The sequence below is a fragment of the Neobacillus sp. NPDC093127 genome (assembly GCF_044754175.1).
Lineage (GTDB): Bacteria > Bacillota > Bacilli > Bacillales > Cytobacillaceae > Neobacillus.
Map to the genome: position 1 here is coordinate 117,513 of NZ_JBIVOP010000008.1, position 14,962 is coordinate 132,474.

12 protein-coding genes, 1 other RNA gene and 1 other annotated feature are annotated in these 14,962 nt (G+C 42.7%); of the genes, 2 read left to right on the top strand and 11 right to left on the bottom strand.

Annotated elements, in window-relative coordinates; translation table 11 throughout:
* Nucleotides 1-7: 7 nt before the first annotated feature.
* Together ACIQCO_RS13165 and cymR are read right to left on the bottom strand one after the other, a co-directional pair.
* Nucleotides 8-1,150, bottom strand: coding sequence for a cysteine desulfurase family protein (locus ACIQCO_RS13165; protein WP_400429123.1), 1,143 nt, complete (start codon nt 1,148-1,150; stop codon nt 8-10).
* Nucleotides 1,151-1,195: 45 nt separating this feature from the next.
* Nucleotides 1,196-1,615 carry a cysteine metabolism transcriptional regulator CymR gene (cymR, locus tag ACIQCO_RS13170; protein WP_400429124.1) on the bottom strand — a complete coding sequence of 140 codons (420 nt, stop codon included), beginning with the start codon at nt 1,613-1,615 and terminating at the stop codon, nt 1,196-1,198.
* A 149-nt stretch (nt 1,616-1,764) separates the two neighbouring features.
* On the opposite strand from cymR, the gene ACIQCO_RS13175 reads away from it, so the two are divergent.
* A complete protein-coding gene (locus tag ACIQCO_RS13175) occupies nt 1,765-3,036 on the top strand; it encodes a replication-associated recombination protein A (protein ID WP_400429126.1) in 1,272 nt (423 codons plus the stop codon).
* 72 nt (nt 3,037-3,108) lie between these two features.
* Here the strand turns inward: ACIQCO_RS13175 and ACIQCO_RS13180 are convergent, their stop codons facing one another.
* From ACIQCO_RS13180 to ACIQCO_RS13210, 7 genes are all read right to left on the bottom strand, one after another.
* A complete protein-coding gene (locus tag ACIQCO_RS13180; protein ID WP_400429127.1) occupies nt 3,109-4,059 on the bottom strand; it encodes an ABC transporter permease in 951 nt (316 codons plus the stop codon).
* Nucleotides 4,052-4,978, bottom strand: a complete 927-nt coding sequence (locus ACIQCO_RS13185; protein ID WP_400429129.1) for an ABC transporter ATP-binding protein — start codon at nt 4,976-4,978, stop codon at nt 4,052-4,054. Before ACIQCO_RS13185 ends, ACIQCO_RS13180 begins: the two co-directional genes overlap by 8 nt.
* Before the next feature lie 269 nt (nt 4,979-5,247).
* Entirely contained in the window at nt 5,248-6,015 is a 768-nt protein-coding gene (locus tag ACIQCO_RS13190; protein ID WP_400429131.1) for a tRNA threonylcarbamoyladenosine dehydratase, read from the bottom strand.
* A 214-nt stretch (nt 6,016-6,229) separates the two neighbouring features.
* Nucleotides 6,230-6,426: non-coding RNA, 6S RNA (gene ssrS / locus ACIQCO_RS13195), on the bottom strand.
* Nucleotides 6,427-6,493: 67 nt separating this feature from the next.
* On the bottom strand, nt 6,494-8,263 hold the full coding sequence (gene aspS, locus ACIQCO_RS13200; RefSeq protein ID WP_400429133.1) for an aspartate--tRNA ligase: 1,770 nt from the start codon (nt 8,261-8,263) through the stop codon (nt 6,494-6,496).
* Between the two features lie 2 nt (nt 8,264-8,265).
* Entirely contained in the window at nt 8,266-9,540 is a 1,275-nt protein-coding gene (hisS, locus tag ACIQCO_RS13205; RefSeq protein WP_400429135.1) for a histidine--tRNA ligase, read from the bottom strand.
* 82 nt (nt 9,541-9,622) lie between these two features.
* Nucleotides 9,623-9,862, bottom strand: a binding site (T-box leader).
* Between the two features lie 60 nt (nt 9,863-9,922).
* Nucleotides 9,923-10,078 (bottom strand): hypothetical protein, encoded by a 156-nt coding sequence (locus ACIQCO_RS13210; protein ID WP_400429300.1) that lies wholly within the window; start codon nt 10,076-10,078, stop codon nt 9,923-9,925.
* A gap of 315 nt (nt 10,079-10,393) precedes the next feature.
* Here ACIQCO_RS13210 and ACIQCO_RS13215 point away from each other — a divergent pair, with 315 nt between their 5' ends.
* Nucleotides 10,394-12,163 (top strand): N-acetylmuramoyl-L-alanine amidase family protein, encoded by a 1,770-nt coding sequence (locus tag ACIQCO_RS13215; protein ID WP_400429137.1) that lies wholly within the window; start codon nt 10,394-10,396, stop codon nt 12,161-12,163.
* A 58-nt stretch (nt 12,164-12,221) separates the two neighbouring features.
* On the opposite strand, the gene dtd is transcribed toward ACIQCO_RS13215, so the two are convergent.
* Nucleotides 12,222-12,665 (bottom strand): D-aminoacyl-tRNA deacylase, encoded by a 444-nt coding sequence (gene dtd / locus ACIQCO_RS13220; RefSeq protein WP_400429139.1) that lies wholly within the window; start codon nt 12,663-12,665, stop codon nt 12,222-12,224.
* Between the two features lie 11 nt (nt 12,666-12,676).
* Nucleotides 12,677-14,872, bottom strand: coding sequence for a RelA/SpoT family protein (locus tag ACIQCO_RS13225; protein WP_400429141.1), 2,196 nt, complete (start codon nt 14,870-14,872; stop codon nt 12,677-12,679).
* Between the last annotated feature and the right edge of the window lie 90 nt (nt 14,873-14,962).

Genomic DNA, 14,962 nt, shown 5'->3' on the forward strand with positions numbered 1-14,962 from the left:
ACTGAATTTATTTTTTCAAACGCGAAACAACCCTTGCCGTCTCTTCAGCCGCCTTAATGATTTCTTCTGTGGTCGTATTAAAGCCGAAACTAAAACGGATCGAGTTAATTAAGCGCTCTGACTGTTTACCAAACATGGCAACCAGGACATGGGAAGGCTCAATCGAACCCGCTGTGCAAGCCGAGCCACTCGAAACAGCAATTCCAGCTAAGTCGAGATTAACGAGCATGGGCTCTACACTTGTCCCTGGAAAGCTTAAGTTTAATACATGCGGCAGGGAAAACTCAAGCAATCCGTTTATCTCAAACTCCACATCTAGTTCACGCAACTTTTGCAAAAAGTCTTCTTTAAAACCTATGAACCTTTTTCGCTTGGCGCCCCGTTCTTCGCTTGCAATCAAAACTGCCTCATGGAATCCGGCAATTGCTGCCACATTTTCCGTTCCCGCACGTCGTTTTCTTTCTTGATCACCGCCAAATAGACGAGGAGCCATTTTTACCGTTGACCTTGAGTAGAGAAATCCCGTTCCCTTTGGACCATTAATTTTATGAGCGGATACTGATAATAAATCAATTAAGCTTTCATTGACATCGATGATTTCCACTCCATAAGCCTGAACAGCATCCGTATGAAAGATAGCTTGATGATTTTTCAAAAGCTCGCCAATTTCCGTTATCGGCTGAATCGTTCCAACTTCATTGTTTCCATACATGACAGAAACGAGAATGGTGTCATCCCTTAAGGCAGCCTGGAGATCCTCAAGTGAAATTCTCCCGGTTTCATCCACTGGCAGATAAGTCACCTCAAAGCCCATTTTTTCTAACTTTTTGCAGGCGTGAAGCACGGCATGGTGTTCAATTTGAGTTGTAATGATATGCCTGCCATTATGTTGATAGCTTTCAGTCACCCCAAATAAAGCCATATTATCGGCTTCGGTTCCACCGCCGGTAAAAATAATCTCGCTTTCCTTCGCCCCAATGCTTCGAGCTAGCGCCGCGCGTGCTAAATCAATATGATGACGCGCCTCTCTGCCATATGAATGGATACTTGAAGGATTTCCAAAAGTAGAATTCATGACTTCTAGCATTTTTCCAGTAACCCTTGGGTGCATCGGAGTCGTCGCGGCATGATCGAGATAAATTCGTTCCATTATTACACCTTCAATCAAAATAATTCTCTATTATTATCTTTTACATCAAATATAAAACATATAACCATCAGGCTCATTGTCATCACTATGATTGGCTAGATCCTCTAGTGTCGTGTTATCGAGGACATCTTTGATGGCATCGCGGATGCGAATCCATAGCTCGCGCTTCGCCGGTTCTTCGTCTTCAATTCCCTCAACAGGAGTGATTGGACCTTCAAGAACACGAATCACATCTCCTGCGGTAATTTTTGACGGTTCATTTGTTAAAATATATCCGCCGTACGCCCCTCTAATACTTTTGACCAACCCGGCGTTCCGTAACGGAGCAATCAATTGCTCTAAATAATGTTCCGATAGATCATTTGCCTGGGCAATCGTTTTTAATGAAGTAGGTCCCTCACCATGTTTTTTAGCAAGTTCAATCATGATCGTCAGACCATATCGTCCTTTAGTAGAAATTTTCATAATACGCACCTCGATTTGTAATCTATATAAAAAAAGAAAAATCCTTAGTAAATTGATAGGCATTAGAAATTATAACACATTCTTCACCAATATGCTTTTAGCAGTGAAAATGGTAAGATAAAGGTGAATATTTTTTTGGAGAGATGTATATGCAGCAAAAGCCTTTAGCCTATCGGATGCGTCCTAGAACGATTGAAGAAGTCGCAGGCCAGGAACATTTGGTTGGTGACGGAAAAATTATTGCCAGAATGGTAAAAGCAAAACAGCTTACATCAATGATTTTATACGGACCGCCGGGCATTGGCAAAACCTCGATTGCCAGCGCGATTGCCGGCAGTACTAAATATGCCTTTCGAACGCTTAACGCCGTTACGAATAATAAAAAAGATATGGAAATTGTCGCTGCTGAGGCGAAAATGTCGGGGAAAGTAATTCTGCTTCTCGATGAAGTCCATCGTTTGGATAAAGCGAAGCAGGATTTTTTACTGCCCTATTTGGAAAACGGAATGATTGTGTTAATTGGGGCAACAACGAGCAATCCCTATCATGCGATTAATCCTGCCATTCGAAGCCGCTGTCAAATTTTTGAACTGAAGCCGTTATCACCTGATGAAGTGAAACAAACCTTAACTCGTGCCCTTGAAGATGAAGAACGGGGGTTAGGGGGGTTGAAAGTTGAGATTTCCGATGAAGCTTTACTCCATTTTGCCCAAGGCTCCAATGGGGATGTCAGGAGCTCCTTAAATGCTCTGGAGCTAGCAGTACTTTCCACGGATAAAGATGAGAATGATATTATCCATATAGATGTGAAAACAGCTGAGGAATGCCTGCAAAAGAAAAGCTTGGTGGCCGATAAAGACGGGGATGGCCACTATGATGTCTTGTCTGCTTTCCAAAAATCAATTCGCGGAAGTGACGTTAATGCTGCCCTCCATTATCTTGGAAGATTAATTGAAGCTGGTGACTTGCCAAGTATCAGCCGGCGCTTGATTGTAATTGCCTACGAAGATGTGGGCCTTGCTAATCCACAGGCGGGCGCTAGGACGCTTGCCGCAATTGAAACTGCTGAAAGAATTGGCTTTCCCGAGGCGCGGATACCGCTAGCCAATGCTGTGATTGAACTATGCCTTTCACCAAAGTCCAATTCTGCCGTCTTAGCCATTTCTGCCGCACTTGAGGATATTCAAAAAGGAATGGTCGGAGAAATACCGGATCATCTGCGCGATGCCCATTATAAAGGTGCAAAAGAGCTTGGCCGAGGGATTGGCTACAAGTATCCGCATGACTACGAAAACGGCTGGGTCCCGCAGCAATATTTACCAAACAAACTAAAAAACAAACAATACTACCAGCCCAAAAAAACCGGAAAATTCGAGCAGGCACTCGCCGTCGTATACGCAAAATTAACACGCTCGAAATAGTAAATAAGGTGTCAGGCACCATGTGAAAATTTCACATGGTGCCTGACACCTTTTGTTAATTTCTGGAACCAACTAAGCGGCCACGTCTCGTTTTTTGAAGACGTAGAAGGCTAGGAATTGGAATATGGCAAAGTAGATCAGGAGCATGGTGATGGAGAAGGGAAGGGTCATTCCTTCGACCATTGGTGTTCCTTCAAAATATTGCTTTAAATCTGTGTTCGCAAACAAAAGGTATTTTGCCCAGTTAAATTTCATTGATAACAAAGTTGTAAATTGAGCGCCGGTGAACAATAAAAATAATGATAATCCGATGGCCAATGAGCTATTTCGAAATACAGACGAAATCATGAATGCCATTGTCACAAGCATAATCGTGTCAATTGAACTTAAACCATAATGGATTAACAAATGGACAACTATGTTTTGCTCGGTGACTTGCCCATTGTAATAATTTAAATACGGAATCGCTTTGTCAGGGCTGCCAAAAAGAATGGCGCCAAGTGCAGTTGAGAAAACAAACAGAATGGCCAATAAGAACAAGGCATACAATAAAACTGTTAAATATTTCGATAGGAGGATTTTTGTCCTATTGATGGGCCGGATCAATAACAGCTTAATCGTTCCCCAGTTAAATTCACTGGCAACAATTCCGGCAGAAACTATAATGATGAATAATCCCGCTAACATAATCAGCTGTGATGAATCTTTTACGAATGACCAAACTGTATATTTTTCTTTTGACGGAAGATCATGCTCAATGCGGTAATCATTAATGGCGATTTCTTTTTTGAAAAATTGCTTTTCCATCTTTGTCCGACTTTGCGCCATCTGCTGCTTTAATGCATTATTTTCCTCTTGTAAAACTTGCTGCCAATTGCTATCCTGGACAAAATTATTATCATTGTGTTGTGCCTTAATAATAATCCCCACTAGGGCAATAGAAACGATAAGAATCCCAATCATCACAAAGGTTCCAGGGCGTTTGAAAATCTTCATCCATTCATTTTTAATTAGATTAACCACGGGTTGCTGCCCCCTTTTCCGATGTCACTTCAAGGAAGCGATCTTCTAATGTTTTTGCCACTTCTTTTACCCCGAAAACCTTTATATCTTCTTGAACAAAAACTTTCACGATATTCGGAATTTCTACTTTCGCAAGCTCTACAGCCACTCCATTGCTAGAGAGGGTTGCGCTAGCATTTGGATAATTTGCCCGCAATATCGATAGAGCTTTTTCACTCGGGGTGACCTCCAGCTCGTACATAACTTCGCTGCCGTTGACAAATTCCTTCATATGTTGGACATCAATTAGCCGTCCATTTTGAATAATCCCAATCCGATCACACATCATTTCCATTTCGGAAAGCAAGTGGCTGGAGACGATTACGGCCATATTTTTTTCACGCGCCAGCTGGCGGACATAGTCGCGGATTTCCCGGATTCCCGCAGGGTCGAGGCCATTTGTTGGCTCATCAAGGATCAATACATCCGGATCATGTAACAGACATTGCGCTAAGCCTAAGCGTTGTCGCATTCCCAGTGAATATGTTTTCACTTTGTCCTTGATTCTGTCAGTTAAGCCAACCAGTTCCACTGTTTCGCGGATTTTTTCCTTTGTAATCCCTTTTGACATTCTTGCATAATGGACGAGGTTTTGATAACCACTTAAAAATTTATACATTTCTGGATTCTCAACGATAGCACCAACGTGGCCTACTGCCTTTTCAAACTCGGATTTAATACTTGACCCGCCAATGGTAATATCTCCCGATGTAATCCCCATTAATCCGACAATCATTCGAATGGTTGTCGTTTTCCCGGCACCATTTGGACCTAAGAATCCAAAAACCTCACCTTTATTCACTTGGAAGCTGATATCGTCAATAATCGTTCTTCCTTTAATCACTTTCGTTACATTTTTTAGTTCCACAATTGTTTCCAAACTCTCTCTCCTCTCTATGTATCCCAACTTAGTTTAACTGATTGTTGAAAAAATTTCCTATCATAAGTATAACCTTGTTAATCTCTTTTCTAAAAACGCCGGGGGGCGGAAACATTTCTAGGCCTGAAGACTGAGTTTAACTAATTTAAGTATGAATTCGTTGAAATTTACCTTTACCCTTCACTTTTAATGATTTACCCGTCAAACCTTTCCACATACCCTCCTAAATTAAAAAAGGCCCTAAACCATCTAGATTTAGGGCACTGCGATCACTTCTCATCCGAAACACGGTGTATCTTAATATCTTTAAGTAATTCCCTTACCACATAGCTCGCCATGATTAAACCAGCGGCGGATGGGACGAAGGCATTGGAGGCTGGCGGCATTTGCGCTTTGCGGATGGCCGCATTTTCATTGCCGACCTCTTTCTTAATATCTTCGCGAATGACAATTGGACTTTCATCTGAAAAGACAACCGGAATTCCTTTATGGATTCGTTCCTTCCGCAGCTTGGTGCGAATCACCTTCGCAATCGGGTCTGTATGGGTTTTGGAGATGTCTGCAATCATAAAACGGGTTGGATCCATTTTATTGGCAGCCCCCATACTTGAAATAATTGGAATATCACGTTTTAAACATTCTTTCATCAAATGAATTTTATAAACAATCGTATCAGAGGCGTCGACGACAAAATCCAAGTTGTAGCCAAAAATCTCCTCGTACGTCTCCTCTGTGTAAAACATTTTCAGTGCAATTACTTCGCAATCGGGATTAATATCCATTATCCGCTCCTGCATAATGTCTACTTTCGGTCTGCCGATCGTTGACAACAAGGCAATCAACTGACGGTTAATGTTTGTGATATCGACATCATCTTTATCGATTAATACTAATCGGCCGACTCCAGACCGAGCCAATGCCTCAGCAGCAAACGAACCGACGCCGCCTACTCCTAAAACAGCAACCGTGCTGTTTTTCATAATTTCTAGTCCTTCTTTACCTACAGCAAGCTCATTACGGGAAAATTGATGCAGCATTTATCTTCACTCCAAATTCAATTTCATATTTCATTAATACACAATTCATTTATCATAAATTCATTTTCGAAACTCAAGTTATTTTTTCACCTAAAAAATATATCATACTATTCGATAAAAACAAGTATTTTTATAGGAATTATCTAGATAAAAGCAAAAATAAAACCTCCCGCCGCAGAATTGCAGTCAGGAGGTTGATTTTTTAAAAATAGAAAAGAGTCCCAATGGTGCCGTTGCTTCAAGGTCCTTAGTTTTGATCCCGCTTTCAGCAGGGGGGTGTCCTGTTTCCGTATTGTAAGTCCCCATACCCGTCAAAGGGTGAGGCATTTACGCAATCAGAAAACTCCAGACTCCCGGATAAATAATGTTCGGTCAAAACTTCAGGTAACACAACGTACATCTCAGGACTCTTCTTTAATTGTTTTTATATTATCATATTATCTCGCTTGATTCAAGGTTTTATGAAAGCGAATTCCTGTTATTTTTTAACATTTAGAGACAAATTTAATTCAACTAATTGGGCCTCGGAAACTTCACCCGGTGCATTCGTTAATAAACAGCTTGCACTAGCGGTTTTCGGGAAGGCAATCGTATCGCGTAAGTTGGAGCTGCCGGCTAACAGCATGACCAAGCGGTCAAGACCGAGCGCGATTCCCCCATGCGGTGGTGTTCCATACTCAAATGCATTCATTAAGAAACCAAACTGTTCCTTCGCTTCTTCTGGTGAAAAACCAAGGACACTGAACATTTTTTCCTGGATTGGCCTTTCAAAAATCCTTAGTGATCCGCCGCCAAGTTCATAGCCGTTCAGAACAAGGTCATAGGCTTGGGCCCGTACCTTTCCAGGATCAGAATCCAAGTATTCAAGGTCTTCCCTAAATGGCATCGTGAATGGATGGTGGGCAGCATAATAACGGCCTTCTTCTTCATCGTACTCAAACAGCGGCCAGTCCGTTACCCAAAGGAAATGGAAAAGACTTGTATCGATTAACCCCAATTCTTTTCCAAGCTTAAGTCTTAACGCACCAAGGGCGTCGGCGACAACGCTTTTCTTATCGGCAACAAACAGGAGTAAGTCCCCTTCAGAAGCCTCAAGAGTCGCTTTAAGTGCTTGCGCATCTTCAGCCGAGAAGAATTTCGCAATCGGTCCCTTCAACCCTTCTGCATCCACTTTTAACCAGGCAAGGCCTTTCGCGCCGTAAACTGCCGTGAATTCGGTTAACGCATCAATATCTTTACGGGAATATTTATCTGCACAACCTTTTACATTCAAAGCTTTAACTTGACCGCCACCGGCAACCGCACCGGCAAACACCTTAAAGCCTGAATCCTTGACGATTTCTGACACATCGACAAGCTCAAGGCCAAAACGGGTATCCGGTTTATCGGAACCAAATCGGCTCATCGCCTCATCATACGTCATCCGCGGGAAGGCTGCCGGCACTTCAACACCTTTTACTTCTTTCATCAGCTGAGTCATCATTTTTTCCATCATGCCCATGATGTCCTCTTGGCTTAAGAAGCTTGTTTCAATATCGATTTGTGTAAATTCAGGCTGGCGGTCAGCACGCAGGTCCTCGTCACGGAAACAGCGGGCAATTTGGTAATAGCGCTCAATTCCGCCGACCATCAGCAATTGTTTAAACAGCTGCGGTGATTGCGGCAGCGCGTAGAACTCACCTGGATGAACACGGCTTGGAACTAAATAATCGCGTGCTCCTTCCGGTGTACTTTTTGTCAGAATGGGTGTTTCGATATCTAAGAAGCCTTCGCCATCGAGAAAATCGCGAATTTGCTTCGTTACCTGATGACGCATTTTTAGGGTTTCAAAAATAACCGGACGGCGGAAGTCTAAATAACGATATTTCAAGCGAACATCTTCTGATGCATCCGTATTATCAGAAATCGTAAACGGCGGCGTTTTCGCCTCATTGATAATCGTTACTGTATCCGCTTGGATTTCAATTTTACCTGTTTTCAGGTTCTCATTAACAGTTCCAGCTTCACGGGCAACGACTGTCCCGACAATATCAAGAACAAATTCACTGCGGATTTTTTCCGCCGTTTGAAGTGCTTCCTTTGATAAATCAGGATTAAAGACTACCTGAACAATTCCTGAACGGTCGCGCAAATCGATAAAAATTAAGCCGCCAAGGTCGCGTCGTTTTTGCACCCAGCCCTTTAATGTAACTTTTTCCCCAACTGCCGACTCTGGTACTTCACCGCAAAAATAGGATCTCCCAAACATTGTTACTCCCCCTTTAATTCCTGAAAATAATGAACAAAAGAATCAAGTTCTATTTCAACTTGGTCACCCGTCGCCATATTTTTCAAATTAATTTTTTTATTCTTAAGCTCATCGTCTCCAAGAACGGCAACATACTTGGCTTTCAGGCGGTCCGCCGCTTTAAATTGCGCCTTAAATTTTCGATCCAAGTAATCTCTTTCAGCTGAAATACCAGCCATGCGCAGCTGCTGCAGGAGGCCTACAGTGTAATCCTTCGCTTCCTCCCCGAGAGCAGCCAGGTAACAATCAATCCCTTGATCCGTTTCCAATTCGATTTCTTCTGCATTTAGCGCGGCAATAAACCGTTCAATACTTAAAGCGAAGCCGATACCAGGTGTTTCCGGACCGCCAATCTCTTCCGCTAAACCGTTATAACGACCGCCGCCGCATAAAGTAGTAATCGCCCCGAAGCCTTCCGCATTGCTCATAATTTCAAAGGCGGTGTGATTATAATAATCCAAGCCTCGGACCAAGTTGGCATCAACTTCAAACGGAATATCGAGCTGGGTTAAATACTGCTGTAATTTTTCAAAATAAGCTTTAGAGTAATCGTTTAAAAATTCTAGGATGGAAGGTGCTGATTTTATTAATTCATGGTCACGGTCCTGTTTACAATCCAAGATTCGCAACGGATTTTTCTCCAAACGGTTCTGACAGTCATGGCAAAACTCGCCGATTCTTGGTTGGAAATGCTTCACCAGCGCATCACGGTGTGCGATGCGGCTCTCCTTATCACCAAGGCTGTTGATGATTAGCTTTAATTTCCGCAAACCCATTTCTTTATACAGGTTCATCGCCAAAGAAATGACTTCGGCATCAATCGCCGGGTCGTTACTGCCGAGCGCCTCAACGCCAAATTGGACAAATTGGCGGAAGCGGCCTGCCTGCGGACGTTCATAGCGGAACATCGGTCCCATATAATAAAGTTTTACAGGCTGGTTAGCATAGCCGAACATTTTTTTCTCGACAAACGAGCGAACGACTGCCGCTGTGCCTTCGGGGCGAAGCGTAAGGCTGCGTTTCCCTCGGTCTTCAAAGGTGTACATTTCTTTTTGAACAATATCAGTGCTGTCGCCAACCCCTCGTGAGAATAATTCAGTTGATTCAAAAATAGGGGTGCGAATTTCTTGGTATTGATAGTTTTCACAAAGTTCTCTCGCCTTTGCTTCAATCAACTGCCACTTTTCTACTTCACCTGGCAGTATATCCTGCGTGCCTCTTGGAATGCTTATCGACATAGCAGAAACCTCCTCTTCAAAACTGATTTATGTAAAAAATTTTTAGCGATAAATAAAAAAACTCCCATCCCTTGTATTAAATACAAGGGACGAGAGTTTGTAGTCCCGCGGTGCCACCCTAGTTGAATAGCCTTCAAAAAAGCTATTCCTCTTTAACAGTTAACGCCTGCTACGTCCTTCTCCTATTAGAGCCTGAGCTTTTTCAGAGAGAAGCCTACGGAGTGTTCATTCATTAAGGCACATGCAGAAATGCTTTCAGCCCAAGGCATTTCCTCTCTTTTCATGGGTTAGCTTAATTACTATGCTCCATCAATGGTTATTTCCCTATTTGTTTTATATTTATATAATAATACGGAGCATTGAAGGCAATGTCAAGAGCGTTTTACGACCTTTCTAAATGTTTTTTTAACTTTCTGACATCACCAATCGATAAACCGAATTCAGAGGCTAGTTCAAACGAGTTTGACTGCTGTTCTTTTTGAATAAAATCATGAAAATCGACGCCAAAAAGACGGCCATCCATTGATTGAATGTTCATTCCTTTTTCACTTGATCGCAAATAAATCACCCCTGTCTCCTTCTTCTCTATCGTTATTATTTCCACACAACCGGAAAAAATTGCATCAAAGATGGGTAATTCGTTGCTTTGTTGCCCTTATTTAACATTTTAGGAATGATTTTCACCATCTTTTACGCTAAAATAAAAGAAGTAGAAAAGCGTAAGCGCCTTGTCCAGGGGCGACCGGCATAAGACGAGCAGGCGAGAAGGTTGTTCTTTAACCTTCTTGACTAATTGGCTTATGACCCGAGCCCCTAGGCGCTGGAGCTAGACAAACAGCAAAGGAGGTTGCCGATGTTCAAAAAGTTTAGCCTGCTCCAATTAAGCATCATTCTTATTTTTGCGGCCTTCCTGCCGCAGGGGAAAAGTATCGCTGCAACCGGTTCTATAACCATTTCCACCGATACTGTCAATGTTCGCGGCGGCCCTGGCTTAAGCTATCCCCTTATGAAAATAGCGAAACGGGGCGAAAAGTATTCCATTGTATCAGAGAAAGATGATTGGATTGAAATTCAATTATCATTTGGCAAAACAGGCTGGGTCGTCAATTGGCTTGTTTCAAAAGAAAATGCGGTGAACACAGTCAATACCGCCAAAGCTTCTGGTTCAAAAAGCACAACCGCCGCTGCCAAAACTGATCAATTACGGGTTCGCTCGGGACCTGGGACAAGCTTCCCAATCGTCGGGTTCTTGAATAAAGGACAGCAAGTAACGGTTCTTGACCAAAATGAAAACTGGTGTAAAATCAGCTCAGCCAACACTGAAGGCTGGGTTGCAAGCGATTTTTTAGAGTATAAAACCATTAAGCAGGAAAATACTCCAGCACCTCCGCCTGCGAAGACCGTAAGCAGCGGCGTGGTGAATGGTGATACCTTAAATGTTCGTAAAGAGCCATCTTCTTCAAGCACGTTAGTTGGAAAATTAACAAAAGGCACGACTGTAACCATTTATTCGAAACAAAATAATTGGCTGGAGGTTGGTTTTTCAACACTAAGAGGCTGGGTTAGCGCGGAGTTTATTGACACATCTGCCTCAAGCCCTGCAAAGGACTCCGCAAAAAAAGAATCGAGCGGCATGAACGGGACGGTAACTGCCAGCAGTCTAAGTGTCCGTCAAGGAGCATCATTGGATTCAAGCATCATTGGGATGGTATCGCTGGGCCAAAGCTTTACTATTTTAGAAGAGTATAATAATTGGGCAAAAATAGAGTTTAAGTCTGGTAGTTTTGGCTGGGTTGCCGGCTGGTATCTTGAAAAGTCCGCAGTGAAAACCAATACTGGACAAGCTGTAAAGGAAAGCAAAGTGACCATACTGCAAAATGGAACAAATATCCGAAAAGCTCCAAATGTTCAATCGGATGTTGTGGAGCGGGCTAACGAAGGCGATACCTTCTTAGTACAAAGTTTAGCGAATGACTGGTATGAAGTGAAATTAAAGAACGGTAAAACGGGCTTTGTTGCTGGCTGGATTGTTTCCACTAATGGCACTAAACAGCAGATTGTGAAGTCAGGAGCCGAAGGTTATTTGAAAAATAAAACCATTGTTCTTGATCCAGGACATGGCGGCGGGGATAACGGGGCAACGGGGGCAGCCGGAACAGTAGAGAAGGAGTTAACACTCCGAACAGCTAAGCTTTTGTATGATAAATTAAGGGCTGCTGGAGCAAATGTCTATTTAACTAGAAACAATGATTCTTTCCTTCCGCTTCCATCCCGAGTAAATACTGCGCATGCTTATCATGCTGATGCGTTTATCAGCCTGCATTATGATAGTAATTTAGATCGCAGTGTCCGTGGTATGACCGGCTATTATTATCATTCTTATCAAAAGTCACTTGCTGATACGCTTTATGCTTCAACTGTAGGGCAAACGAAATTGAAAAATCGCGGCGTCCGTTTTGGTGATTTCCATGTGGTTCGTGAAAATAGCCAAAAGGCTGTCCTAATGGAGCTTGGCTATTTGAGTAATCCTGAAGAAGAAATGACGCTAAAATCCAGCGGCTTCCAAGAAAGTGCCGCATCAGGTTTGTATGATGGATTAGCAAGGTATTTTAAAAGTAATTAAATAAATATAAAAAGGCTCGGCACTTTAGTTCAAGTGCCAAGCCTTTTTTTTTGCCTTTTTATGCCTTACTTTCTAAAATCAACGTCACCGGACCGTCATTGGTTAATTCGACATCCATCATGGCGCCGAACCGTCCTGTTTCAACGCGAATACCTTTTTCACGCAGGAGCCGGTTCAAAGCCTCATATAGCCCGACGGCCTGCTCTGGTCTAGCTGCCTCAATGAAACTAGGTCTTCTCCCTTTGCGGCAATCGCCGTAAAGGGTAAATTGTGAAACGGATAGAATTTCACCGCCGACATCCAATAATGACAAATTCATTTTTTCATCCGCATCTTCAAAGATCCGTAAATTGGCAATTTTATCAGCTAAGTAAACCGCATCCTCTTCTTTGTCGTCGTGGGTCACACCGACAAGCAGGACAAGTCCTTTGGTAATTTCACCTGTTACTTCACCGGCAACCGTTACCCGTGCGGCTTTGCTGCGTTGAACAACTACTCTCATTCCAATACTCCTTAATTCATAATCCGGCGAACCGAATAAATATCCGGAATTTGTTTAATTCTTTCGACTACCCTTTGCAAATGGTTCACATTGTGAATTGCAATCGACATGCTAATCGTCGCCATTTTATTGCGGTCTGATTTACCTGTGACGGCAGAAATATTTGTTTTCGTCTCATTAACGGCTTGAAGCACTTCATTAAGCAGTCCGCGGCGGTCATAGCCGCTGATTTCGATATCAACATTATATTCCTTCCGGTCATTCAAGGAAGATTCCCACTCTACCGGAATTAGCCTTGTTTGAGCATCATTCGAGTCGATGTTCGTACAATCAGAGCGATGAACAGAGACACCGCGGCCCTTCGTTATAAAGCCGACAATTTCGTCGCCGGGAACCGGGTTACAGCATCTTGATAAGCGAATTAACAGATTGTCAATCCCTTGGACGCGGACACCGGATTCCCGTTTCTTGCTAGATGGAAATGTTTTCAAATCCGAAATCACATTAGTAATGCTTGCTGACTGTTCCTGGTCGCGTTTCTTGCGCCATTTCTCCGTTAACCGGTTTGCCACCTGCAAGGCCGTGACCCCATTATAGCCAACGGCGGCATACATATCTTCTTCATTGGAAAAGTTAAATTTTTCCGCAACCTTTTTTAGATTGTCTGATGTTAATATTTCTTTCAGCTCAAACTCCATGTTACGGATTTCTTTTTCAACTAGCTCTTTCCCTTTAACGACATTTTCATCACGGCGCTGCTTTTTAAAGAAGGCGCGAATCTTGTTTTTCGCCTGCGAAGTCTGAGCCAGCTTCAGCCAATCCTGACTTGGACCATAGGAATGTTTCGAGGTTAATATTTCAATAATATCCCCGGTCTTTAGTTGATAGTCGAGCGTCACCATTTTGCCGTTCACTTTTGCACCAATTGTTTTATTGCCTATTTCCGAGTGGATTCGATAAGCAAAATCGATTGGAACAGAACCAGAGGGCAGCTCAATGACATCGCCTTTTGGCGTAAACACAAACACCATATCGGAGAACAGGTCAATTTTCAATGACTCCATAAATTCTTCGGCATTGGCGGTGTCATTTTGGAACTCAAGGATCTCCCTGAACCAGGTTAATTTTTGCTCAAAAGAAGAGCTGTCGCTGATGGCTTTGCCTTCTTTATAAGCCCAGTGCGCTGCAACCCCGAATTCGGCAATCCGGTGCATCTCATAGGTACGAATTTGCACCTCAAGCGGGTCGCCTTTCGGTCCAATCACGGTTGTATGCAGCGATTGATACATATTCGGCTTCGGCATCGCAATATAATCCTTAAAGCGGCCGGGCATTGGCTTCCAACAAGTGTGAATAATGCCGAGAACCGCGTAACAATCTTTAATACTGTTGACGACAATCCTGACTGCAAGCAAATCATAGATTTCACTGAATTGTTTATTTTGCAAAACCATTTTTCGATAAATACTGTAAATATGCTTTGGTCGGCCGGAAAGCTCAGCCTTAATGGAAACTTCACCCATCCGTGCTTTGACTTCTTCGATGACATCCTCTAGATATTGCTCCCGTTCCGCCCGCTTCTTCTTCATTAAGTTAACAATCCGGTAATATTGCTGCGGATTTAAATATCTTAATGCTGTATCTTCCAGCTCCCATTTAATCTTAGATATACCAAGACGATGTGCTAAAGGTGCAAAAATTTCAAGTGTCTCATTTGAAATTCGGCGCTGTTTCTCCACAGGAAGATGCTTCAGTGTTCGCATATTATGCAAACGGTCTGCAAGCTTAATCAGAATCACTCGAATATCCTGAGCCATGGCCACAAACATTTTTCGGTGGTTCTCGGCCTGCTGTTCCTCGTGAGATTTATATTTAATTTTCCCAAGTTTCGTTACCCCATCGACAAGCATCGCCACTTCGTCATTGAAAGCTTCCTCGATATCCTTTAAGGATATCGTTGTATCTTCCACGACGTCGTGAAGAAAACCCGCAGCAACCGTTGCAGGATCCATCTCCAAGTCAGCTAGAATTCCTGCAACCTGGATGGGATGAATAATGTACGGCTCCCCCGATTTTCGGTATTGTTCACGATGAGCATGTTTAGCGAATTCATATGCTTTTTTAACTAATTCAACATGCTCTTCATTTAAATAGGTCTTGGTCTTGTCGATGACTTGATCGGCTGTTAACACTTGATCATTCGCCATGAAATCACCTTTATTTTCGTCTCATTTTATTATTCAATGTTATTTTAAAAATATTGTTACACAATTAGAATGATTGTTTCTATTATCGAA